This window comes from Kitasatospora sp. NPDC059646 (assembly GCF_042734615.1).
In the GTDB taxonomy this organism is placed as follows: Bacteria; Actinomycetota; Actinomycetes; order Streptomycetales; family Streptomycetaceae; genus Kitasatospora.
This window is the reverse complement of the sequence record NZ_JBHWDS010000028.1, coordinates 54182-77670: the sequence shown is the minus strand read 5'-3', so window position 1 is coordinate 77670 and position 23489 is coordinate 54182. Positions and strand designations below refer to the sequence as shown.

Sequence of the window (23489 nt, the reverse complement as noted above, 5' to 3'; positions counted from 1 at the left end):
CAGACCGAGGCCCGACGGATCTGATGATCCGTCAGGCCGTGTGCGCCCCCACTCTACGACGGGTGGACGATCAGTGTCCGGTGGGATTCGGCGGGCCGGGGCGCAGCACCTTCACCAGCGCGGGCGGGCCGTTGGGGTGCTCGGCCTCGTGCTCGTGGCGGCGCTTCCAGTAGGGGTTGTCCTGCGGCAGGTGGCTGCTGACCCTGCCGTACATGCCGAAGGTCAGGATCACGAAGCCGAAGGCGAAGCTGAAGACGACGTTGGAGATGTGGAAGGCCAGCCGGTTCGCGCTGGAGTCCAGCACCATCAGGCCGACGAAGCCGGCCAGCACGAACAGCACGCCCATGATCATGTTGATGTCGGAGGCGATGTTCCCGCCGATCACCGCGCCCAGGATCAGGATTCCGCCGGCCACCAGCGACAGCACGCTCAGCGCGCCGTTGCTGGACAGGCCCAGCACCTCCTTGCCGGAGGTGTCCAGGAAGCCGGGGCTGGTCCCGGTCAGCCCGAGGATGCCGAAGACCACCAGGAACACTCCGCCCAGGCCGGCGCCGACGCGGTACACGGTGCCGAGCCGGTGGTCGACCGGCAGTTCGTCGTGGAGTCTCATCGGGTCCTCCCCGCATGGTCGTTCCGGAGGAACGGCACCTCGTGCAGGTACAGCGACCCGCACTGCTGGCAGCAGTGCAGCCCGGTGCCCCAGGCCTCCTCCGGCTTGCTCTCGGCGTCCGAGGCGATCTCGGCGCCGCACATGCCGTGCGAAGGGTCGGTGTCACGGACCACATGCCACCTGGCCACCCCGCCGGCCGGCCCGGTGGGGCCGTATTCCGCGCGCAGTAGATGTGCCATGTCTCCCATGGTCGGCGCGCTCCGGGCGGTCAGGCAAACGGGCCCTGGGCCGAACCGTCCGGTCCGGCGAGCCGGTTGGGACGGCCCGTCCAGGGCCCGCTGCGTGCCCGGACGGCCACGGTGCGTTCCGGGCGGGGACTGCGGCCGGTGCTACGGGGCGTGCTCCTCCGCGTGTTCCTCGGCGTGCTCCTCGATCCGGACCGGGGCGGCCACCACGGTGCCGATCCGGTTGCGGCGGCCCGCGGAGCTCTCCGCGGTCAGCCTGATCGCGGCCAGCCCGCTGCCCTCCGGCACCGGCACCTCGCAGGACGAGCCGGGGATCGGCACCCGGCCCAGGCACTTGGCGAGCAGGCCGCCGACGGTCTCCACGTCCTCGTCGTCCAGCTCGATGCCGAACAGCTCGCCGAGGTCCTCCACGGTGAGCCGGGCGGTGATCCGGTAGCTGCCGTCGCCGAGGTCCTCGACCGGGGCGATCTCCCGGTCGTACTCGTCGGTGATCTCGCCGACGATCTCCTCCAGGATGTCCTCGATGGTGACCAGGCCGGCGGTGCCGCCGTACTCGTCGATCACGATCGCCACGTGCGAGCGCATCTGCTGCATCTCGCGCAGCAGGTCCGCGGCCGGCTTCGAGTCGGGGACGAACACCGCCGGGCGCATCACCGAGTCCACCTGCTCCGACTCGGCGTCCCGGTTGATGTGGGTGCGCCGCACCAGGTCCTTGAGGTAGACGATGCCGACCACGTCGTCCTCGTTGTCGCCGACCACCGGGATCCGCGAGAAGCCCGACCGCAGCGCCAGGGTGAGCGTCTGACGGACCGTCTTGTGGCGCTCGATCATCACCAGGTCGGTGCGCGGCACCATCACCTCGCGCACGATGGTGTCGCCCAGCTCGAAGACCGAGTGCACCATCCGGCGCTCCTCGTCCTCGATCAGGTCGTCCTTCTCGGCGAGGTCGACCAGTGCGCGCAGCTCGGCCTCGGAGGCGAACGGGCCCTCCCGGTAGCCCTTGCCGGGCGTCAGCGCGTTGCCGAGCAGGATCAGCAGCCGCGGGATCGGCCCGAGGATCCGGGCCAGCGGCAACAGCACGTAGGACGCCGCGGTGACGGTGCTCAGCGGGTGCTGGCGGCCGATCGTGCGCGGGGAGACCCCGACCGCCACGAACGACACCAGCACCATCACGCCGAACGCCACCAGCACGGCCAGCCAGGTCTGCTCGAAGCTGCGCACGCACACCACGGTGACCAGCACCGCGGCGGCCACCTCGCTGGCCACCCGGATCAGCGTCGCCAGGTTCAGGTAGCGGATGTTGTCGGAGGCCAGCGTCAGCAGCCGGTCCGAACCGCGGCGTCCGGACCGGACCGCCTCCTCGGCGCGGAACCGGGACATCCGGGAGATCCCCGCCTCGGCGCACGCGGCCAGCCAGCCGAGCGCCACCAGCAGCAGGGCCCCGATCAGGAAGCTCGTACTCTCACCACTCACAGACGGCCGGCCCTCAGTGGACGGTCGGGGCGGGCGACAGCCCGGTCAGCCCGCGGCCGGCCCGCCAGTCGTCCAGGATCCGCTTCTGCAGCGCGAACATCTCGCGCTCCTCGTCGGGCTCCTCGTGGTCGTAGCCGAGCACGTGCAGCACGCCGTGGACGGTGAGCAGCTGCAGTTCCTCGTCCATGGAGTGCTTGGTCGGGGCGGCCAGGCCCTGCTGCTCGGCCACCTCGGGGCACAGCACGATGTCGCCGAGCAGGCCCTCCGGCAGGTCCTCGCCCTCCTTGCCCGGACGCAGCTCGTCCATCGGGAAGGACATCACGTCGGTCGGACCGGGCAGGTCCATCCACTGGACGTGCAGCTCCGCCATCGACTCGCTGTCGTAGAGGATCACGGAGAGCTCGGACTGCGGGTGAATCCGCATCTTGTCGAGGGCGTAGCGGGCGACGTCGAGGATGGACTCCTCGTCGACGTCCCACCCGGACTCGTTGGCGATGTCGATCGACATGGAGGGCTCAGTACTCAGCTTTCGGTGCGATGGGACTGCCGGGGCGCCCGGGCGCCCCGCCGTTGGACGGGTTTGCGGTCGCCGGACTCCTCGGCCTCCTGCCGGGCGTCCCAGCGTTCGTACGCGTCCACGATGCGGCCGACCAGCTTGTGCCGGACCACGTCGGTGCTGGTCAGCACCGAGAAGTGGATGTCGGGCACGTCGGCCAGGATCTCCTGGACCACCTTCAGACCGCTCCGGGTGCCGCCGGGCAGGTCGATCTGGCTGGTGTCGCCGGTGACCACCACCCGGGAGTTGAAACCGAGGCGGGTGAGGAACATCTTCATCTGCTCGGGCGAGGTGTTCTGCGCCTCGTCGAGGATGATGAACGCGTCGTTCAGGGTGCGGCCGCGCATGTACGCCAGGGGAGCCACCTCGATCGTGCCGGCGGCCATCAGCCGCGGGATCGAGTCCGGGTCCATCATGTCGTGCAGCGCGTCGTACAGCGGCCGCAGGTAGGGGTCGATCTTCTCGTAGAGGGTGCCGGGCAGGAAGCCCAGCCGCTCGCCCGCCTCGACGGCCGGCCGGGTCAGGATGATCCGGTTGACCTCCTTGGCCTGCAGCGCCTGCACGGCCTTGGCCATCGCCAGGTAGGTCTTGCCGGTGCCGGCCGGGCCGAGGCCGAAGACGATGGTGTGCTTGTCGATCGCGTCGACGTAGCGCTGCTGGTTGAGCGTCTTGGGGCGGATGGTGCGGCCCCGGTTGGACAGGATGTTCGCCGTGAACACCTCGGACGGGGCCGGGTGGCCCGGGTTCTCGGCGGCGCTCCTGAGCATGGTGATGGAGCGCTCCACGGCGTCCTCCGTCAGTGGCTGGCCGGTGCGCAGCACCAGCATCATCTCGGTGAAGAGCTGCTTGACGAGCGCGACCTCGGCCGGAGAGCCGGTGGCCGTCACCTCGTTTCCGCGGACGTGGATGTCGGCGTCCGGGAAGCCGTTCTCGATCACTCGCAGGAGCGAGTCGGCCGCACCCAGCAGGGTGACCATCGGGTGCTTCTCCGGAATGACGATCCGGGTGCTGGCGGCCGCCGCGTCGGGGCGCCGCTGTCCGTCGGTTCGGGTCTGCGGTGTGTCACTCATGGGTCGGCGCTACGGCCTGCCTCATCCCCATCCGTCGTGTCGTGTGGCCAGGGCTCTCCAGGCCACCAGGGTACGCCGCGCAGATGTTCGCCGGAGCGGCGCGGCGGCTTCGATGGTGGGGGCTTTCGCCCCGATGTGCGAGCGGTTTTCCGGCGCCGCGCGCCCCTCGGCGCTCAACGGCGGGGCGGGACGGGGATCCTGGCCAGGTCCTCGGCGATCACGACCTCGCCGTCGAAGTGCTTCTCGGCCTCCGCGCGGTGCGCCTGCAGGTCCGGGTAGCGCTGCGAGAAGTGCGTCAGCACCAGCCGGCGGACGCCCGCCTCGGCGGCCACCCGGGCGGCCTGCGCGGCGGTCAGGTGCCCGTGCTCCTCGGCGAGTGCCGCGTCCGCTTCGAGGAAGGTCGCCTCGATCGCCAGCAGGTCGGCGCCCTCGGCGAGTTCGGCGACCCCGTCGCAGAGCCGGGTGTCCATCACGAAGGCGAACCGCTGCCCCGGCCGGGCCTCGGCGACCTCGGCGAGCAGCACCGTCCGCCCGTCCACCTCGACCCGGCCCTCGCGCTGCAGCCGGCCCACCGCCGGGCCGCGGACCCCGAGTTCGCGCAGCCGCTCCGGGCGCAGCCGGACGCCGTCCGGCTCGGTCAGCCGGTAGCCGAACGACTCCACCGGGTGCGACAGCCGGACCGCCGACAGTTCGAACGGCGCGCCGGGCGCCTCCAGCGGGCCGGGCGCGGAGACCGGGCGCTCCCGCAGTTCGGCGGTGGCGTGGTACACGCTGGCGTGCCGCAGCCGGTCGAAGAACACCTGCCCGGACGCCGGGTAGTAGGCGTCCACCGGGTGCGGGACCCGGTCCAGGTTGATCCGCTGCACCACGCCCGGCAGGCCCAGGCAGTGGTCGCCGTGGAAGTGCGACACCGCGATCCGGGTGATCCCGGTGGCGGTCACGCCGGCCTGCAGCATCTGCCGCTGGGTGCCCTCCCCCGGGTCGAACAGCAGCCCCTCGCCGTCCCAGCGCAGCAGGTACCCGTTGTGGTTCCGGTGCCGGGTCGGCACCTGGCTGGCCGTGCCGAGGACGACGAGTTCACGCTGCGACAACGGTCAGACCAGTCCCTCGGTGAGCTTGCGCCCGCCCAGCACGTGCACGTGCGCGTGGAACACCGTCTGACCGGAGTCCGCGCCGGTGTTGAAGATCAGCCGGTACGACTCCAGGCCCTCGCCCTTCGCCGCCCCGCCCGCCTCGGCGAGCAGCTCCGCGGCGATCTCCGGCTCGGCGACGGCCAGTTCGGCGGCGTTGGGGTAGTGCACGTGCGGGATGGTCAGCAGGTGCGTGGGCGCCTGCGGGTTGATGTCCCGGAAGGTCAGCGTCCGCGCGCTCTTGCGCACCACCGTCGCGGGGATGTCCCCCGACACGATCTTGCAGAACACACAGTCCGCCTGCGGCTCGCCGGCCATCTCCCGCACTCCTTCTGAACACCCGTCACTGGTGACGACGACCTTACAGGGGAGGGGGCACGGGCCACGGCGGACCCGCGCCCCCTCCGGCCGTCAGTCGATCGGCGGCGCCGTCCTGACCGGCGTCCGCTCCAGCGACTCCAGGGCGATCCGGACGGCCGTCTCCAGCTGCGGGTCGCGGCCCGCCGCCCAGTCGTGCGGGGCGACCGGCACCTCGACGTCCGGCGTGACGCCGCCGTTCTCCAGGCCCCAGCCGTAGCCCTCCAGCCAACTGGAGTACTTGGGCTGGGTGACGACCGTCCCGTCCACCAGGTCGTACTTGTTGTCGATGCCGATCACGCCGCCCCAGGTGCGGGTGCCGACCACCGGGCCGATGCCGAGCGCCTGGATCGCGGCGTTGACGATGTCGCCGTCGGAGCCGGAGAACTCGTTGGCCAGCGCCACCACCGGGCCGCGCGGGGCGTCCGCCGGGTAGGGCTCGGCGCGGTCCAGGTCCCGGGCGCGGTTCCAGCCGACGATCCGGCGGGCCAGCTTCTCCACGACCAGCTGCGAGGTGTGGCCGCCGCGGTTCTCCCGCAGGTCGACCACCACGCCGTCGCGGGCCATCTCGATCCGCAGGTCGCGGTGGAGCTGCGCCCAGCCGAGGCTCTGCATGTCCGGCACGTGCAGGTAGCCGAGCCGGCCGCCGGACAGTTCGCGGACGGCGGCCCGCCGGCCGGCCACCCAGTCGTGGTAGCGCAGCGCCTCCTCGTCGTCCAGCGGCACCACCACGGGGTGGCGTTCGCCGCCGTCCTTCCCGCTGACGGTCAGCTCGACCGGGTGGTCGGCGGTGCCGGCCAGCAGCGGGGCGGGGCCGGTCACCGGGTCGACCGGGCGGCCGTTGACCGCGAGGATCGCGTCGCCCGGGCGGATCGCCACGCCGGGCGCGGCCAGCGGGGAGCGGGCCCGCGGGTCGGAGGACTCGCCGGGCACCACCCGCGCCACCCGCCACACCTCGCCGTCGCGGACCAGGTCCGCGCCGAGCAGGCCCTGCCGGCGGGCCGCCTCGGTGCCCCGGCCGGGCGGCACCACGTAGGCGTGCGAGGTGCCGAGTTCGCCGACCGTCTCCCACAGCAGGTCCACCAGGTCGGAGTGGCAGCCGGCCCGGTCGACCAGCGGCCGGTAGCGCTCCAGCACGCCCGCCCAGTCGACGCCGCCGAGGTCCGCGCGCCAGAAGTTGTCGCGCATCAGCCGGCCGTTCTCGTCGAACATCTGCCGCCACTCGGCGGTCGGGTCGACGGTCACCCGGATCCGGTCCAGGTCGACGGCGGAGTCCTCGTCGTCGTCGGCCTTCTGGTCGGCGGGCACGATCCGGACGCTGCCGTCCTCCAGCACCGCCAGCCGGGCGCCGTCGCCGGAGACCGCGAACGTGTCGACACCGGTGAGCAGTTCCTCCACCCGGCGCTTCTTCAGGTCGTAGCGCTCCAGCACGGTGCCGGCCGGGTCGTCGTCCAACGAGGCGGCGCTGTCGCCGAGTTCACCGCTGAGCGGCACCCGGCTCCACAGCACGCCGTCCTTCGCGGCGCGCAGCGCCCCGAACTGCCCGGCCCGCACCGGGAACGGCACGATCCGGTCGGCCAGCCCCTCCAGGTCGACCCGGGTGGTGGGCACCGCGGACTCGCTCTTGTCGCCGTCCTTCGCCTCGTCGTCCTCCCCGCCGACCGGCCGGCCGGCCCGCTGCGGCCCGAACGGCGACGGCGTGTCGGCTGCCAGCGTCAGCAGGAACGGGCGGGTGCCGCCCGGGAACGACAGGTCGAACACGTGCTGGTCGTACACCGGGTCGAAGGTGCGCACCGACAGGAAGGCCAGGTGCTTGCCGTCCGAGGTGAACGCCGGCGAGTAGTCGTGGAACCGCTGCGGGGTGGCCTCGCTGACGGTCCGTGAGGTCAGGTCGGCCAGCATGATCTGGCGCAGCGACCACGGGCCGAGCACCGGCTGCGACCAGGCCAGCCAGCCCGAGTCCGGGCTGAACACCAGCCCGCTGACCTCGCCGTCGCCGCTGCGCGCCAACTCGTGCACGGCGCCGTCGCTGAGCGCCACCAGCAGCAGCCGGCCGTCGTGCGAGGCCACCGCGAGCTGCCGGCCGTCCGGCGAGACGGTCAGCGCCAGCACCCGGCCGAGCTGCCCGGCCGCCAGCCGCCGGCGCTCCGCGCCGAGCACCGCCGGCGCGTACTCGATCGCGTCGTCGCCGTCCGCGTCCGTCACCCACACCGCACCCTGCGCGCCGTCCTCGCCGGGCACCACCCGGGCCAGCCGGCCGCGCACCCCCGGCGTCTCGTCCAGCACCCGGGACGGTCCCTCCCGGTGGGTCACCCAGTGCACGGTGCCGCGCACCACGACGGCCGCGGCCCGGCCGGTCCGGTCGACGGCCACGCTCTCGACCTGCCCGTCGGCGCGGGTCGGGTGCGGCCGGCGGCTGCTGCGCGGACCGGCCAGGTCGATGTCCAGCCGGCGCGGCCGAGCGCCGTCCAGGTCGTCCAGCAGCCACAGGTCGCCCGCGCTCTGCCAGATCACCCGGGTGCCGTCGGTGGACGCCTGCCGGGCGTAGAACCCGGTGTCCGCCGGGCCGTGCGCCCGCAGGTCGGTGCCGTCCGGGAGGCTGGAGTACAGCCGGCCGACCCCCTCGTGGTCGGACAGGAACGCCACCCGGTCGCCCACCCACATCGGGCACTCCAACTGGCCGTCCAGCCCGGCGTGCAGCCGCTCGAACTCCGCCGCCCCGATCCACAGCTTCCCGGCCCGGCCGCCCCGGTACCGCTTCCAGTGCGCGGCCTCCCGGTTGTGCGTCCCCAGCAGCACCCGGCCGCCGGCCGCCCCCTCCGGCACCGGCTCGAACGCCAGCGCCCCGATCGGCCCGTACGGCAGCCGCTCCGGCTCACCGCCGTCCAGCGGCACCGCGAACGCCCACGTCCGGCGGATCGTCTCCTGCCCCGCGGTGCTGATCGCGATCGGCCGGCCGTCACCGGTCCACCCCACCACCGCCGTGTACGGGCTCCCCCAGTACGTCAGCCGCCGCGCCTGGCCGCCCGCCACCGGCACGACGTGCACCTCCGGCGCCCCGTCCCGCCCGGACGTCCACGCCAGCGTCCGCCCGTCCGGCGAGAACCGCACGGCGCCGACCGGCACCTGATCCGCCGTCAACCGCCAGGCCCGACCGCCCTCGACGGGGGCCAGCCAGAGATCGTCCTCGGCAACGAAAGCGACCACGTCGCCGTGCAGGTGGGGGTGGCGCAGGTAGCCACGCGAAGAATCGGTCACCCGGCCACCCTAGAACGGGTGCCGCGCGGGCGGAGGGGAAATCTGCCGGGGCGCGGGCAACCCCGCCCGGCCGGGAAGCCGCGCCGGGTACCGCCCCTAACCCCAGCGTCCCGTGCGACCCAGCAGCAGCGATCCCGCCGCGACGCCCGCCGTGGAGGTGCGCAGGACGGACGGCCCGAGCCGGTACGGCTTCGCCCCGGCCTCCGCGAACGCGGCGATCTCCTCCGGCGAGACCCCGCCCTCCGGCCCGACGACCAGCACGATGTCGCCACTGCCCGGCAGTTCCGCGGTGGCCAGCGGCAGCGAACCCTCCTCGTGCAGCACGGCCGCGAACGAGGCGGCGGAGAGCAGCGGCAGCAGCTGACGCGTCGTCATCAGCTCGTGCACCTCGGGGAACCGCAGCCGCCGGGCCTGCTTGCCGGCCTCGCGGGCCGTCGCCCGCCACTTGGCGAGCGCCTTCGCGCCGCGCTCGCCCTTCCACTGGGTGATGCACCGGGACGCCGCCCACGGCACGACCGCGTCGATGCCGGCCTCGGTCATCGTCTCGACGGCGAGTTCACCGCGGTCGCCCTTGGGCAGCGCCTGGACGACGGTGATCCGCGGCGCGGGCGCGGCCTCCTCCCGGACAGCGGCCACCAGCACGTCCAGCGCGTCCTTGCCGTGCACCGCGGCGACGGAGCCGTCCGCGCCGCGGCCGCGGCCGTCGGCGAGGGTCACGGCCTCGCCCGGCTCCAGGCGCTTCACGGCGACGGCGTGCCGCCCCTCGGGGCCGTCCAGGCGGACGGTGGCGCCGGGCGCGGCACCCGCCAGGTCGTCGACGACGAACACCGGTGCGGTCATCGGAACAGGAACCCTTTCACGGAGCTGGCAACAAAAAGCCCGGGCCGGGAGCGGTGGAGAACCGCTCCCGGCCCGGAGGGACACGGGGACTCACCGGCCGTTGAAGGCGTCCTTCAGCCGGGAGAACAGGCCCTGCTGGCCGGGTGCGAACTGGCCGGACGGACGCTCCTCGCCGCGGATCATGGCGAGCCGCCGCAGCAGTTCCTCCTGCTCCGGGTCGAGCTTGGTGGGCGTCTGCACCTCGACGTGCACTATCAGGTCGCCCCGGCCGCCGCCGCGCAGGTGGGTGATGCCGCGGCCGTGCAGCGGGATCGACTGGCCGGACTGGGTGCCGGGCCGGATGTCGACCTCCTCCAGGCCGTCCAGGGTCTGCAGCGGCACCTGGGTGCCGAGCGCGGCGGCCGTCATCGGGATGGTGACCGTGCAGTGCAGGTCGTCGCCGCGGCGCTGGAAGACGGCGTGGCTGGTCTCGGCGATCTCGACGTAGAGGTCGCCGGCGGGACCGCCGCCGGGACCGACCTCGCCCTCGCCGGCCAGCTGGATCCGGGTGCCGTTGTCGACACCGGCGGGAATCTTCACGGTCAGGGTGCGGCGGGCCCGGACCCGGCCGTCGCCCGCGCACTCCGGGCACGGGGTCGGGACGACGGTGCCGAAGCCCTGGCACTGCGGGCAGGGGCGGGAGGTCATGACCTGACCCAGGAAGGACCGGGTGACCTGGGAGACCTCGCCCTTGCCGCGGCACATGTCACAGGTCTGCGCCGAGGTGCCGGGCGCGGCGCCCTCGCCGCTGCAGGTGGTGCAGGTGACGGCGGTGTCGACCTGGAGTTCCTTGGTGGTGCCGAACGCGGCCTCCTCCAGGGTGATCTCCAGCCGGATCATCGCGTCCTGGCCGCGGCGGGTGCGCGAACGCGGGCCGCGCTGGCCGGTCGCGGCGCCGAAGAAGGCGTCCATGATGTCGGAGAAGCCGAACCCGGCCGCACCGGCGCCGAAGCCGCCCGCACCGCCGCCGTTCGGCGACAGCGGGTCGCCGCCGAGGTCGTAGACCTGGCGCTTCTGCGGATCGGAGAGCACCTCGTAGGCGGCGTTGATCTCCTTGAACCGCTCCTGCGTCTTCGGGTCCGGGTTGACGTCCGGGTGCAGTTCACGGGCGAGGCGCCGAAACGCCTTCTTGATCTCGTCCTGCCCCGCGTCGCGTCGGACGCCGAGTACCGCGTAGTAGTCCGTGGCCACCAAATGCTCCGGTTTGTTCCGCCTCTAGAAGTGCTTGCGAGGGCTGCGTGAGGTTTCACGCAGCCTTGCTATGACTCGGCCAGGATCTGGCCGACGTACCGTGCCACCGCTCGCACCGCCCCCATTGTGCCCGGGTAATCCATCCGGGTCGGACCGATCACACCCAGCTTTGCCACGCTCTGGTCGCCCGAACCGTAACCGACGGAGACCACCGACGTGGAATTCAGGCCCTCGTAGGCGATCTCGTGACCGATCCGGACCGTCATCGCCGAGTCCGCGGTCTCACCCAGCAGGCGCAGCAGCACCACCTGCTCCTCCAGTGCCTCCAGCACCGGACGGATGGTCAGCGGGAAGTCGTGACCGAAGCGGGTCAGGTTGGCGGTTCCCGCCAGCATGATCCGCTCCTCGTTCTGTTCGGCGAGGGTTTCGAACAGCACCGTCAGCACGGTGCTGACGGTGGACCGGTCGCCCGGCTCGAAACCGGACGGCAGGTCCTCCAGGACCGTCGGCACCTCGGGCAGCCGGCAGCCGCCCGCCATGCCGTTCAGCTTGGCCCGCAGGTCCGCCAGCAGGGCTTCGCCGACCGGGCCGGGGCAGTCCACCATCCGCTGCTCGACCCGGCCGGTGTTGGTGATCAGCACCAGCATCAGCTTGGTCGGGGTGAGCGACACCAGTTCGATGTGCCGCACCGTGGAACGGCTCAGCGACGGGTACTGGACCACCGCGACCTGCCGGGTCAGCTGCGCCAGCAGCCGCACCGTGCGCGCCACCACGTCGTCCAGGTCGACCGCGCCCTCCAGGAAGTGCCGGATCGCCCGGCGCTCCGGAGCCGTCATCGGCTTCACCTCGGCGAGCCGGTCGACGAACAGCCGGTAGCCCTTGTCGGTCGGGATCCGGCCGGCACTGGTGTGCGGCTGGTGGATGAACCCGTCCTCCTCCAGCGCGGCCATGTCGTTGCGCACCGTGGCCGGGGAGACGCCCAGGTTGTGGCGCTCCACCAGGGCCTTGGAGCCGACCGGCTCCTCGGTGCCCACGTAGTCCTGCACGATCGCGCGGAGCACCGCAAGCCGCCGCTCGTCCAACGGACGCACGGACTGGCGCGAATCGATCAGACGCCCGTCGGGCTTGCCGTCGTCCGGCATGGGGCACGCACCTCCGTCGTCGTCCGTTGAACCGGTGGTCGGTCCACTCTGGCACTCAACTGGGCAGAGTGCCAGAACCGTACCTGCCAGTGTACGGCCCGGGCCTGACGGCAGGAACGGTCCTCCCACGTGATCCTCGACCGATTGCCTCCCCGGTCGGCGGGCCGCCGCCGACACGCCCGCATTCCCACCGAACGACCGCATTCCCACCGAATTCCCACCGTTTCGGATGGTGCCCGCGGGCCCCGCCGGTGGCAGCATCGAAGGCGAGCGAGGCGAAGGAGGAGCAGCGATGTCGGCATCACGGCAGCACTCCCGGTTCACCCCCGACCGCGGCCTGACCGGTCGGATGGTCACCACCATGTTCTTGATCGGCCTGCTCTACGTGGGCTTCACGGGGCTGCTGATCGTGCTGCTGCGCGGCGCCTGGCCGCTGGTGGTGCTGATCTCCGGCGGACTGTTCGTGGCGCAGTTCTGGTTCTCCGACAAGATCACCGAACGGGCGATGGGCGCCCACCCGGTCACCCCCGAGCAGTTCCCGCAGCTGCACGGCGCGGTGGACCGGCTGTGCGCGCTCGCCGACATGCCCAAGCCGCGGGTCGCCGTCGCCGACAACGACATGCCGAACGCCTTCGCCACCGGCCGCAACCCGGAGAACGCGGTGGTCTGCGTGACCACCGGCCTGCTGCGACGCCTGGAGCCGGAGGAGCTGGAGGGCGTCCTCGCCCACGAGCTCTCGCACGTCGCGCACCGCGACGTCGCGGTGATGACGGTGGCCGGCTTCCTCGGCGTGCTGGCCGGCGCGATGACCCGGATCGCGCTGTACGGCGGAATGATGGGCGGCGGCAACCGGAACAACAACGACCCCAACGCGGCCATCGCGATGATCATCGTCCCGCTGGCCTCGATGGTGGTGTACGCGCTCAGCTTCCTGCTCACCCGGCTGCTGTCCCGCTACCGCGAACTCGCCGCCGACCGGGCCGCCGCCCAGCTGACCGGCCGGCCCAGCGCGCTGGCGTCCGCACTGACCAAGGTGACCGGACAGATCGCCGCCATCCCGACCGAGGACCTGCGCAAGGCCCAGCCGTACAACGCCTTCTACTTCGCACCCGCGCTGAGCGCCAAGGAGACCGCCGCGCAGCTGCTCTCCACCCACCCGTCGCTGGAGCAGCGGCTGGCGCAGCTGGCGAAGATCTCCTCCGAGCTCGGCCGCTGACCGGCCCGGCCGCGCCCCCTCTCCCTTTGGACCGTTCCCCGTCCCTCACCCCTTCCGACCGCTAACCCCTTCCGACCGCTGATCAGAGGAGCTCGACGCGTGGGATTCCTGAACGCCCTGTTCGGCCGGACCAAGCCGGTGAAGCCGGACCTCGACCAGCTGTTCGGCGTCCCGTCGGCGGCACTCACCCTGCAGGCGGCCACCGGTTTCCTCCCCACCGGCCTCGGCTCGGTGTGCTTCGCCGCCGTCGAGGGCGGGGCGTTCGCCGAGGTCCAGTCGCAGGTGCGGGCCCTGCTGGACGCGGACACCGAACGCGGCGGCATCCCCGTGGAAGCCTCCCGTGACGACTACGGCTACTCCTGGCTGCTCGCCCGGCACACCCCCGACGAACTGCCCGACCTGGTCAACGACCTGCACGCGGTCAACAGCGAACTGGAGGCCAACGGCTTCGGCCCGCAGCTCCTCTGCTCGATCGTCGCCTTCCGCGACGCCGAGGGGCGCTCCCTGGGCCTGGTGTACCTGTACAAGCGCGGCACCTTCTACCCGATGTGCAAGCTGCCCGGCCAGGAGAAGCGGAACAACGCCCTGGAGATCGAGATCTCCAACCTGCTCCGCAACGACCTGCGCATCGAGTCCGACCTGTCCCGCTGGTTCCCGGTCTGGGGCGCCCCCGGCCTGGAGGACTGAGACCCGCCTGATGTGGTGTCGGCTGACGTGGTGTCGGCTGAGGTGGTGTCGGCTGAGGTGGTGTCGGCTGTCCTCCGGGCGGGTTTCGTAGACTGCGGGGATGCGCAGCAGGGAGTACGGACCGGATCTGACCCCGCCGTGGAAGCGGCAGCAGGCCGCGCCGGAGGTGGCGGCGGAGCGGGACTTGGTGGTGGAGGAGGCGGCGACCGGCTTCTGCGGGGCGGTGGTGCGGTGCGAGCGGACTGCGGAGGGCTTCACCGTCACTCTTGAGGACCGGTTCGGCAAGCACCGGGTGTTCCCGCTGGTGCCGCGCGGGTTCCTGCTGGACGGACGGGTGGTGACGCTGGTCCGTCCGACCGGCCCCGCCCCGCAGCGCGGGCCCGGGCGGACGGCGTCGGGGTCGATAGCGGTGCCCGGGGCGCGCGCCCGGGTGGCCCGCGAGTCGCGGATCTACGTCGAGGGCCGGCACGACGCCGAACTGGTCGAGCGCGTCTGGGGCGACGACCTGCGGATCGAGGGCGTGGTGGTCGAGTACCTGGAGGGCGTGGACGACCTGCCCGCGATCGTCGCCGAGTTCGCGCCCGGCCCGGGCCGCCGCCTGGGCGTCCTGGTCGACCACCTGCTGCCCGGCACCAAGGAGCACCGGATCGCCGCCCAGGTGACCGGCGACCACGTACTGGTGGTCGGCCACCCGTACGTCGACATCTGGCAGGCCGTCAAGCCGGCCGGGCTCGGCTTCGCCGCCTGGCCCGAGGTGCCGCGCGGCGAGGTGTGGAAGGAAGGCGTCTGCCGCCGTCTCGGCTGGCCGGTGGACACCCCCGCAGCCTGGAAGCGGATCCTCGCCTCGGTCGACGGCTGGAAGGATCTGGAGCCGGAACTCCTGGGCCGCGTCGAGGAGTTGATCGACTTCGTCACCCAGCCGGGCAGCGGCTGACAGCCCGGGCGGGCTGCGGTCGAAGGCCCCGCGGCCGCGGCGACTCAGCCGGTCGGCACCGAGGACGGCAGGACGGTCGGCGTCGGACTCGGCACGGCGGACGGGTCGACCACCTGCCCCAGCACGACCCGGGTGGCGGGCACGCACGCCGGAACGTTCTCCACCACCACGGCCCGGAAGCTGTTGAGCACCCCGCCCGGGATCTCGACCCGACCCGCCGTCAGCAGCACCGTCGAGCCGGGTGGGACGAGCGCCGGGTCGATCCGCACCGTGCCCGGCCCGTCGCCTGGTCGGACCCGGTCGGACTGGGCACGGGTACCGACCGGCTCCGGCAGGGTGCACTCCTCCGGCGTCCGGGCCTCCTCGATCCCGGTCGCCCGCACCCCGTACCGCTGCAGGGTGGCGACGAGGTCGGGCAGCGCGGCCGGGTCGCGCAGTTGCAGTGCGATGGTGCCGTCGGACTCCTGGGTGACGGCGTACGCGGCGTTGCCGCCGTGCTCGCCGCCGAGCGCCATCGGCAGCACCAGCGCGGTGGCGACGGCGGCCGCGCCGACCGCGAGGGCGGCGAGCAGCGGGCGGCGGCGCAGCACGCCGCGGCGGGCGGCAGTGGCGGCGCCGGCCCGTTCGGCGGCGAGGGCGGCGAGCTCCTCGCCGAGCCGCTGCTCGAAGTGGCTGGTGGACGGGGTGCGGTCTGGGCTGGTCACGAGGTCACCTCGATCATCGGGTCGGCGGGGGCGGCGGGGCGGGGCAGCAACGGGCCCGGCCTCGGCAGGTCCTTGCGGGCGGGGCGGCGTTCGGCACCAAGCTGCCGCCTGGCACGGTGCATCCGCACCCGGACGGTGGCCTGCGAGATCCCGAGCGCCTGCGCGGTCTCGGCGGTGGTCAGGCCGTCCATGACGACCAGGTCGAGGACCTCGCGCAGCGGAGCGCTGAGGCCCGCGTGCTGCTGCGCGAGGTCGCGGACGGCGCGCTGGGCGTCGATCCGCTCCTCCAGGGCGAGGATGTCCTCCTCGTCGAGCAGGCGGCGGCCGGAGAGCCGGCCGATCGCCCGTCGTTCGCGGTGGTCGCCGCGCCGGTGCCCGGCGATGACGTACCGGGCGATGCCGTACAGCCAGCCGGTCGCGCTGCCGCGCTCGGGCCGGTAGCTGCCGGCGGCCTCCAGCGCAGCCACGAAGATGTCGGCGGTGAGATCGGCCGCCAGGTGCGGGTCGCTGACTCGGCGGGTGACGAAGCCGAGTATGGCGTCGACGTGCTGGCGGTAGAACGCGCCGAAGCCGTCCGGAGTGGTCAGCTCCGGCGGACGGCCCTCGGGGCGCGCTTCGTGGCGTTGCTGCTCACGGATGCGCATGCGTCCCTCCTCGGTCGGGGGACCCGGCGGGTCCCTTCACCGAGTACTTGGCCGCAGCCCCTCGGACCGTTTCACCGGGGTCACCCGATCGTGGCTCAGCGGCTCAGTCGACCAGGTCGCGGACCACCGCGTCGGCCAGCAGTCGGCCGCGCAGGGTCAGCGCGGCCCGGCCGACCGCGTACGGGCCGGGCTCCAGCAGGCCGTCGGCGAGGGCCCGGTCGGCGGCCTTGCGGCCGGTGTCGGTGAGCAGGTCGAGCGGGCAGCCTTCGACCAGGCGGAGCTCCAGCAGGATCCGTTCGACCCGCCGGTCCTCGCCGGCCAGCACCTCGCGGCCGAGCGCGGGCGTGCGGCCCTCGGCGAGCGCCTGCGCGTACGCGGCCGGGTGCTTGGCGTTCCACCAGCGGACCCCGCCGACGTGGCTGTGCGCGCCCGGGCCGGCGCCCCACCAGTCGGCGCCCGTCCAGTACAGCTCGTTGTGGCGGCAGCGGCCCTCGGGCGTGGTGGCCCAGTTGGAGACCTCGTACCAGGAGTAGCCGGCGGCGGCGAGCGCCCGGTCGGCCATCAGGTAGCGGTCGGCGTGCACGTCGTCGTCGATCATCGGCAGTTCGCCGCGGCGGACCCGGGCGGCCAGCCGGGTGCCGTCCTCGACGATCAGCGAGTACGCGGAGACGTGGTCGGGGCGGGCGCCGATCGCGGCGTCCAGCGAGGCCTGCCAGTCCTGGTCGCTCTCGCCGGGGGTGCCGTAGATCAGGTCCAGGTTGACGTGTTCGAAGCCGGCCGCGCGGGCCTCGGCGACGCAGGCCTCGGAGCGGCCCGGGGTGTGGTGGCGGTCCAGGATCTTCAGCACGTGCGGGCGGGCGCTCTGCATGCCGAAGGAGATCCGGTTGTAGCCGCCCTCGCGGAGCTCGGAGAGGTAGGCCGGGTCGACCGACTCCGGGTTGGCCTCGGTGGTGACCTCCGCGTCCTCGGCGAGGCCGAACTCCTCGCGCAGCGCGGCCAGCATCCGCACCAGGTCGCGGGCGGGCAGCAGGGTGGGGGTGCCGCCGCCGAGGAACACCGTCCGCACCGGCAGGTCGGTGTCGCCCAGCACCCGGCGGGCGAGCCGGATCTCGGCGATCACGTTGTCGGCGTAGGTCTCCTGCGAGGCGACCGTGCCGGAGGAGCGCAGCTCGGTGGCGGTGTAGGTGTTGAAGTCGCAGTAGCCGCAGCGACTGGCGCAGTACGGCACGTGCAGGTAGAAACCGAACGGCCGGGCGCCGAGTCCGTCCAGGGCGTGGGCGGGCAGCGAGCCGTCGGACGGCACCGGTTCGCCGTCGGGGAGTGCGGAGGGCATGGGCCCATTGTCCGGTACGGCCCGGGAAACCCCGAAGGCCGTACCGGAACGGTGCGGGCTCAGGCCTCGTTGGTGCCCGCGTACATCTCGGAGACCCGGTCGGCGTAGGTCCGCTCCACCACCGGGCGCTTGATCTTCAGGCTGGGGGTGAGTTCGCCGTGCTCGATGTCCAGGTCGCGCGGGAGCAGGCTGAACTTCTTGATCGTCTGCCAGCGCTGCAGCTCGCCGTTGAGGCGCTTCACGAAGCCGTCGATCAGCTCCACGGTGGACGGATCGGCGACCACCTCGGCGTACGACTTGCCCGCCATGCCGTGCTCGGCCGCCCACGGCATGATCACCGTCTCGTCCAGGCCGATCAGCGCGGTGCAGTAGTTGCGGCCGTTGCCGATCACCAGGATGTTGCTGACGAACGGGCAGATCGCCTTGAACTTGCCCTCGACCTCGCTCGGCGCGACGTACTTGCCGCCGGAGGTCTTGAACATGTCCTTCTTGCGGTCGGTGATCCGCAGGTAGCCGCCTGCGCCGAGCTCGCCGATGTCCCCGGTGTGGAACCAGCCGTCCGGCTCCAGCACCTCGGCGGTCTGCTCCGGCATCTCGTGGTAGCCGCGCATGACGCCCGGTCCGCGCAGCAGGATCTCGCCGTCCTCGGCGATCCGGACCTCGGTGCCGGGCAGCGGGATGCCGACCGTGCCGACCCGGAAGTCCTCCGCCCGGTTCACGGTGGAACCGGCCGAGGTCTCGGTCAGGCCGTAGCCCTCCAGCACCGGGACGCCCGCGCCCTTGAAGAAGTAGCCGATCTCCGGGGCGAGCGCCGCGCTGCCGGACACCGCGCCGCGCAGCCGGCCGCCGAACGCCGCCCGGATCTTGGTGTACACCAGCTTGTCGGCCAGTGCGTGCTGCAGCCGCAGACCCAGCGGGGCGCTCTCGTGGCCGTGCGCGACCTTGTTGGCCTGGATGGTCTGCGCGTAGTCGCGGGCCACCTTGGCCGCCCACATGAAGATCTTGTACTTGGCGCCGCCCTCGGCCCGGGCCCTGCCGGCGATGCCGTTGTAGACCTTCTCGAAGATCCGCGGCGCGGACGCCATCAGTGTCGGCCGGATCACCGGCAGGTTGTGGATGATCCGGTCCACCCGGCCGTCCACCGCCATCACGTGGCCGGTGGCGATCTGACCGGAGATCAGCGTCTTGCCGAACACGTGCGACAGCGGCAGCCACATGAACTGCACGTCGTCCGAGCGCAGCAGCCCGCTCTCCTCCTGCGCCACGCCCTCGTACGACCAGCAGTCGTGCACCAGGCGCACGCCCTTGGGGCGGCCGGTGGTGCCGGAGGTGTAGATCAGGGTGGCCAGCTGCTCCTTGTCCAGGGAGTCGATCGCCTTGTCGACGGCGTCCGGGTTCTCGGCCAGGTACTCGGTGCCGCGCTGCTCCAGTTCGGCCAGGGTCAGCACGGTCAGGCCGTCGGCCTCCGGTGCGTCGCCGCCCGGCGCGTCGAACAGGATGACGTACTCCAGGTCCGGCAGTTCGGCCTTCTGCTCGACGGCCTTGCGCAACTGGCCCTGGTTCTCGGCGAACAGCGCGCGGCTGCCGGAGTTGGCCAGGATGAACGCGGTCTCGTCGGCGTTGGTGCTCGGGTAGACGGTGGTGGTGGCCGCGCCGGCGCACATGTTGCCGAGGTCGGCGAGGATCCACTCGATCCGGGTGGCGGAGGCGATCGCGACCCGGTCCTCGGGCCGGATGCCCAGCGCCATCAGGCCGGCCGCGACGGCCCGGATCCGCTCGTTGGCCTGCGCCCAGGTCAGCGAGCGCCACTGCTCGGCGCCCGGCGCGCTGTCCGCGGCCTGCTCGTCCACCGGGACCGGGTACCGGTAGGCCTCACCGTTCGGCGTGGCCTTTACCCTGCTGAGCAGAAGGTGCGCGACGGAGGGCGGACGCCGCTCGATCATGGACTGCGCGGAACTCAACGAGGACCTCCGGGGGCGGGTGGACCGAGAGTGGGTGAGCGCCGGCCGTGGGGGCGGCCGACCACCGACTTAACCGGTGAGTAACAAGAGGGCAATCAGCAGCCTAGGGGGTGAAAAGCCGTTCCGTAAGGGGGTGACGTGAGCTGGCACACTCACGGGGCGGCAGTGCAGGCCCACCGTCCAGGCCCGGTCCACGGGTGAAGCTTTTTCACAAGTACCCGAATTTGGGATGCGCGCGTCCCCTCCGAAGACGAGAGTGTCACGGTGCTTTTCAGACTCCTAAGGGCCCATCTCGGCCCCTACTCCCGCGACATCACAGTGCTGGTGCTGCTCCAACTGATCTCCACCATCGGCATGCTGTACCTGCCGACGCTGAACGCCGACATCATCGACAGCGGCGTCCTCAAGGGCGACACCGGATACATCCTGCGGGTCGGCGGCGTGATGGTCGGCGTCTCGCTCGCCCAGGCCGTCTGCTCGATCGGCGCGGTGTACTTCGGCGCCCGCACCGCGATGGCCGTCGGCCGCGACATCCGCGCCGGGGTGTTCTCCCGGGTTCAGGAGTTCTCCGCCCGCGAGCTCAACCAGTTCGGCGCGCCGTCGCTGATCACCCGCACCACCAACGACGTCCAGCAGGTCCAGATGCTGGCGCTGATGACCTTCACCCTGATGGTCGCCGCGCCGATCATGTGCGTCGGCGGCATCGTCATGGCGCTCAACCAGGACGTGCCGCTGTCCGGTCTGCTGCTGGCCGTGGTACCCGCGCTGGGGGCCGTCGTCACCGTGCTGGTCGGCAAGATGCGGCCGCAGTTCCGCGGCATGCAGACCCGGATCGACGCGGTCAACCGGATCATGCGCGAGCAGATCACCGGCATCCGGGTCATCCGCGCCTTCGTCAAGGACGACCACGAGAAGCAGCGCTTCACCGGCGCAAACGGCGAACTCGCCGACTACTCGCTGCGGGTCGGCCGGCTGATGTCGCTGATGTTCCCCGTCGTCATGGGCGTGGTGAACATCTCCAGCGTCGCCGTGTTCTGGTTCGGCGCGCACCGCATCGACAGCGGCGGCATGCAGATCGGCGCGCTCACCGCGTTCCTCTCCTATCTGATGCAGATTCTGATGAGCGTCATGATGGCCACCTTCATGTTCATGATGGTGCCGCGTGCCGAGGTCTGCGCCGAGCGCATCCAGGAGGTGCTGGGGACCTCCTCCAGCGTCGTCCCGCCGCTCGCCCCCGTCACCGAGCTGCGCGCCCACGGCACGCTGGAGCTGCGCGGCGTCGACTTCCGCTACCCCGGTGCCGAGGTGCCCGTGCTGCGCGGCATCGACCTGACCGCCCGGCCCGGCGAGACCACCGCCGTCATCGGCTCCACCGGCTCCGGCAAGACCACCCTGCTGGGACTCGTCCCCCGGCTGTTCGACGCCACCGGCGGCGAGGTCCTCATCGACGGCGTGGACGTCCGGGACCTCGACCCGCAGAAGCTGTCCGAGGTCATCGGCCTCGTCCCGCAGAAGCCGTACCTGTTCTCCGGCACCGTCGCCTCCAACCTGCGCTACGGCAAGCCCGACGCCACCGACGAGGAGCTCTGGCACGCCCTGGAGATCGCCCAGGCCAAGGACTTCGTGGAGAAGTTCCCCGAGGGCCTGGACGCCCCGATAGCGCAGGGCGGCACCAACGTCTCGGGCGGCCAGCGCCAGCGCCTGGCGATCGCCCGGGCCCTGGTCCGCAGGCCCGAGATCTACCTGTTCGACGACTCCTTCTCGGCACTCGACTACGCCACCGACGCCCGGCTGCGTGCCGCGCTCGCCGCCGAGACCCAGAACGCGACCGTGGTGATCGTCGCCCAGCGCGTCTCCACCATCCGCGACGCCGACCGCATCATCGTCCTCGACGAGGGCGCCGTCGTCGGCACCGGCACCCACCAGGAGCTGATGGCCGACAACCCGACGTACCGGGAGATCGTGCTCTCCCAGCTCACCGAGCAGGAGGCGGCGTGACCACCCCCGACAAGCCCGACGCGACCGAGCCCCGGGCCGCCGCGGCCGAGGCCACCGAGCCCGTCCTGACCAAGGCCGGCAAGGCCAAGCCCGACCTCGCCAAGGCCTCCGCCGGGGACGCCGGCGAGGAGCAGGGGACGGCCTCCACCTCGCAGGAGGCAGCCGCCCGCCGCGGCGGTCCCGGCCCCGGCCGGTTCATGGGCGCCCAGGGCGCCGAGAAGGCCAAGGACCTCGGCGGCTCCGCGAAGCGCCTGCTCGGACTGCTCAAGCCGGAACGCAAGCTGCTGTTCACCGTCCTCGGACTCGGCGCGCTCTCCATCGGGTGCGCGGTGGCCGGCCCCCGGGTGCTCGGCAAGGCGACGGACCTGATCGTCGCCGGCGCCACCGGACCGCGCTTCGCCGGTGCCCCGAGCAAGCAGGCCGTGCTCGACGGTCTGCGTGCCAGGGGCGAGGGCAACATCGCCGACCTGCTCGCCTCGATCGATTTCACCCCCGGCCAGGGGATGGACTTCGACGCCATCGGCACCGTCCTGCTGTGGGTCCTGGGCATCTACCTGGCCGCCGTGCTGTTCGGTGTGATCCAGGGCCGGCTGGCCGCACTGGCGATCAACCGCACGGTGTTCCGGCTGCGCGAGGAGGCCGAGGCGAAGCTGGCCCGGCTGCCGCTCAGCTACTTCGACCGCCAGCCGCGCGGCGAGGTGCTGAGCCGGGTCACCAACGACATCGACAACATCAACCAGTCGATGCAGCAGACCATGGGACAGGTCGTCAACTCCCTGCTGACCATCGTCGGCGTGCTGGTGATGATGTTCTGGATCTCCCCGCTGCTGGCCCTGATCGCGCTGATCTCCGTCCCGGTGTCGGTGGTCGTCGCGGCCAAGGTCGGCAAGCGGGCCCAGCCCCAGTTCATCAAGCAGTGGGGTTCCACCGGCAAGCTCAATGCGCACATCGAGGAGATGTTCACCGGCCACAGCCTGGTGAAGGTCTTCGGCCGCCAGGAGGAGGCCAAGGAGCTCTTCCAGCGGGAGAACCAGGCACTCTACGAAGCCTCCTTCCGGGCTCAGTTCATCTCGGGCATCATCCAGCCCGCGATGATGCTGGTCGGCAACATCAACTACGTGCTGGTCGCGGTGGTCGGCGGTCTGCGGGTGGCCAGCGGCGCGCTGTCCATCGGCGACGTGCAGGCGTTCATCCAGTACTCCCGTCAGTTCAGCCAGCCGCTCAGCCAGGTCGCCTCGATGGCGAACCTGGTGCAGTCCGGTGTCGCCTCGGCCGAGCGGGTCTTCGAACTGCTCGACGCCGAGGAGCAGTCGCCCGAGCCGCAGCAGCCGGAGCGCCCCGCCGAGGTCCACGGCCGCGTCGCCTTCGAGGACGTCTCGTTCCGGTACGAGCTGGACAAGCCGCTCATCGAGGGCCTGTCGTTGAAGGTCGAGCCCGGCCACACCGTGGCCATCGTCGGCCCGACCGGTGCCGGCAAGACCACCATGGTCAACCTCCTCATGCGGTTCTACGAGGTCAGCAGCGGCCGGATCACCCTCGACGGGGTGGACATCGCCGCGATGTCCCGCGAGGACCTGCGCTCCGGCATCGGCATGGTGCTCCAGGACACCTGGCTGTTCGGCGGGACCATCGCCGAGAACATCGCCTACGGCGCCGAGTCGGCCACCCGCGAGCAGGTGATCGAGGCGGCGAAGGCCGCGCACGTGGACCGCTTCGTGCGGACCCTCCCCGACGGCTACGACACCGTCCTGGACGACGAGGGCACCGGCGTCAGCGCGGGCGAGAAGCAGCTGATCACCATCGCCCGGGCCTTCCTGGCCCAGCCCTCGATCCTGGTGCTGGACGAGGCGACCAGCTCCGTCGACACCCGCACCGAGGTGCTGATCCAGCGGGCGATGGCGGAACTGCGCACCGGCCGCACCAGCTTCGTGATCGCCCACCGCCTCTCCACCATCCGGGACGCCGACGTCATCCTGGTGATGGAGAACGGTTCGATCGTGGAGCAGGGCAACCACGACGAGCTGATCGCCGCGGACGGCGCCTACGCCCGGCTGTACCAGGCGCAGTTCGCCCAGGCGGTGGCCGAGGTCGACTGACCCGG

At 72.1% G+C, this 23489-nt stretch carries 20 protein-coding genes; 5 read left to right on the top strand and 15 right to left on the bottom strand.

What is annotated here, in order from left to right; genetic code table 11:
- Positions 1 to 70: 70 nt before the first annotated feature.
- The 11 genes from ACFV1L_RS20865 to hrcA form a co-directional block, all read right to left on the bottom strand.
- Positions 71 to 610, bottom strand: coding sequence for a DUF4383 domain-containing protein (locus ACFV1L_RS20865; protein WP_380367822.1), 540 nt, complete (start codon positions 608 to 610; stop codon positions 71 to 73).
- Entirely contained in the window at positions 607 to 849 is a 243-nt protein-coding gene (locus tag ACFV1L_RS20860; protein ID WP_380367820.1) for a hypothetical protein, read from the bottom strand. The genes ACFV1L_RS20865 and ACFV1L_RS20860 overlap by 4 nt, the downstream gene beginning before the upstream one ends.
- A gap of 150 nt (positions 850 to 999) precedes the next feature.
- Positions 1000 to 2328, bottom strand: a complete 1329-nt coding sequence (locus tag ACFV1L_RS20855; RefSeq protein WP_380367818.1) for a hemolysin family protein — start codon at positions 2326 to 2328, stop codon at positions 1000 to 1002.
- A gap of 13 nt (positions 2329 to 2341) precedes the next feature.
- Complete coding sequence (ybeY, locus tag ACFV1L_RS20850) at positions 2342 to 2836, bottom strand: rRNA maturation RNase YbeY (protein ID WP_073812273.1); 495 nt, start codon at positions 2834 to 2836, stop codon at positions 2342 to 2344.
- 14 nt (positions 2837 to 2850) lie between these two features.
- Positions 2851 to 3954, bottom strand: coding sequence for a PhoH family protein (locus ACFV1L_RS20845; protein WP_380367815.1), 1104 nt, complete (start codon positions 3952 to 3954; stop codon positions 2851 to 2853).
- Between the two features lie 173 nt (positions 3955 to 4127).
- Positions 4128 to 5045, bottom strand: coding sequence for a ribonuclease Z (locus ACFV1L_RS20840; protein WP_380367814.1), 918 nt, complete (start codon positions 5043 to 5045; stop codon positions 4128 to 4130).
- A 3-nt stretch (positions 5046 to 5048) separates the two neighbouring features.
- Positions 5049 to 5402, bottom strand: a complete 354-nt coding sequence (locus ACFV1L_RS20835) for a histidine triad nucleotide-binding protein (protein ID WP_380367812.1) — start codon at positions 5400 to 5402, stop codon at positions 5049 to 5051.
- Positions 5403 to 5495: 93 nt separating this feature from the next.
- Complete coding sequence (locus tag ACFV1L_RS20830) at positions 5496 to 8699, bottom strand: PDZ domain-containing protein (protein ID WP_380367810.1); 3204 nt, start codon at positions 8697 to 8699, stop codon at positions 5496 to 5498.
- A 96-nt stretch (positions 8700 to 8795) separates the two neighbouring features.
- Positions 8796 to 9539: a 16S rRNA (uracil(1498)-N(3))-methyltransferase gene (locus tag ACFV1L_RS20825; RefSeq protein WP_380367808.1), complete on the bottom strand. Its 744-nt coding sequence runs from the start codon at positions 9537 to 9539 to the stop codon at positions 8796 to 8798.
- A gap of 90 nt (positions 9540 to 9629) precedes the next feature.
- The gene (dnaJ, locus tag ACFV1L_RS20820; RefSeq protein ID WP_380367806.1) at positions 9630 to 10769 is read right to left on the bottom strand and encodes a molecular chaperone DnaJ; all 1140 of its coding nucleotides are present in this window, start codon (positions 10767 to 10769) and stop codon (positions 9630 to 9632) included.
- Positions 10770 to 10837: 68 nt separating this feature from the next.
- Positions 10838 to 11911, bottom strand: coding sequence for a heat-inducible transcriptional repressor HrcA (gene hrcA / locus ACFV1L_RS20815; RefSeq protein WP_380367804.1), 1074 nt, complete (start codon positions 11909 to 11911; stop codon positions 10838 to 10840).
- A 292-nt stretch (positions 11912 to 12203) separates the two neighbouring features.
- On the opposite strand from hrcA, the gene htpX reads away from it, so the two are divergent.
- The 3 genes from htpX (at position 12204) to ACFV1L_RS20800 (ending at position 14748) form a co-directional block, all read left to right on the top strand.
- Positions 12204 to 13127, top strand: coding sequence for a zinc metalloprotease HtpX (gene htpX / locus ACFV1L_RS20810; RefSeq protein ID WP_380367802.1), 924 nt, complete (start codon positions 12204 to 12206; stop codon positions 13125 to 13127).
- A 99-nt stretch (positions 13128 to 13226) separates the two neighbouring features.
- Positions 13227 to 13814 (top strand): hypothetical protein, encoded by a 588-nt coding sequence (locus tag ACFV1L_RS20805; protein ID WP_380367800.1) that lies wholly within the window; start codon positions 13227 to 13229, stop codon positions 13812 to 13814.
- Between the two features lie 100 nt (positions 13815 to 13914).
- A complete protein-coding gene (locus ACFV1L_RS20800; RefSeq protein WP_380367798.1) occupies positions 13915 to 14748 on the top strand; it encodes a DUF3097 domain-containing protein in 834 nt (277 codons plus the stop codon).
- Positions 14749 to 14792: 44 nt separating this feature from the next.
- On the opposite strand, the gene ACFV1L_RS20795 is transcribed toward ACFV1L_RS20800, so the two are convergent.
- The 4 genes from ACFV1L_RS20795 to ACFV1L_RS20780 all read right to left on the bottom strand — a co-directional run bounded on the left by ACFV1L_RS20795 (position 14793) and on the right by ACFV1L_RS20780 (position 19390).
- Positions 14793 to 15452 carry a hypothetical protein gene (locus ACFV1L_RS20795; protein WP_380367797.1) on the bottom strand — a complete coding sequence of 220 codons (660 nt, stop codon included), beginning with the start codon at positions 15450 to 15452 and terminating at the stop codon, positions 14793 to 14795.
- On the bottom strand, positions 15449 to 16096 hold the full coding sequence (locus tag ACFV1L_RS20790) for an RNA polymerase sigma factor (RefSeq protein ID WP_380367795.1): 648 nt from the start codon (positions 16094 to 16096) through the stop codon (positions 15449 to 15451). Before ACFV1L_RS20790 ends, ACFV1L_RS20795 begins: the two co-directional genes overlap by 4 nt.
- A 103-nt stretch (positions 16097 to 16199) precedes the next feature.
- The gene (gene hemW / locus ACFV1L_RS20785) at positions 16200 to 17429 is read right to left on the bottom strand and encodes a radical SAM family heme chaperone HemW (RefSeq protein WP_380367793.1); all 1230 of its coding nucleotides are present in this window, start codon (positions 17427 to 17429) and stop codon (positions 16200 to 16202) included.
- A gap of 59 nt (positions 17430 to 17488) precedes the next feature.
- Positions 17489 to 19390, bottom strand: a complete 1902-nt coding sequence (locus ACFV1L_RS20780) for an AMP-dependent synthetase/ligase (protein ID WP_380367791.1) — start codon at positions 19388 to 19390, stop codon at positions 17489 to 17491.
- 264 nt (positions 19391 to 19654) lie between these two features.
- Between ACFV1L_RS20780 and ACFV1L_RS20775 the strand changes: the two genes are divergently transcribed.
- Both ACFV1L_RS20775 and ACFV1L_RS20770 read left to right on the top strand, forming a co-directional pair.
- On the top strand, positions 19655 to 21388 hold the full coding sequence (locus tag ACFV1L_RS20775) for an ABC transporter ATP-binding protein (protein ID WP_380367789.1): 1734 nt from the start codon (positions 19655 to 19657) through the stop codon (positions 21386 to 21388).
- A gap of 197 nt (positions 21389 to 21585) precedes the next feature.
- The gene (locus tag ACFV1L_RS20770; protein ID WP_380367851.1) at positions 21586 to 23484 is read left to right on the top strand and encodes an ABC transporter ATP-binding protein; all 1899 of its coding nucleotides are present in this window, start codon (positions 21586 to 21588) and stop codon (positions 23482 to 23484) included.
- Positions 23485 to 23489: the final 5 nt, after the last annotated feature.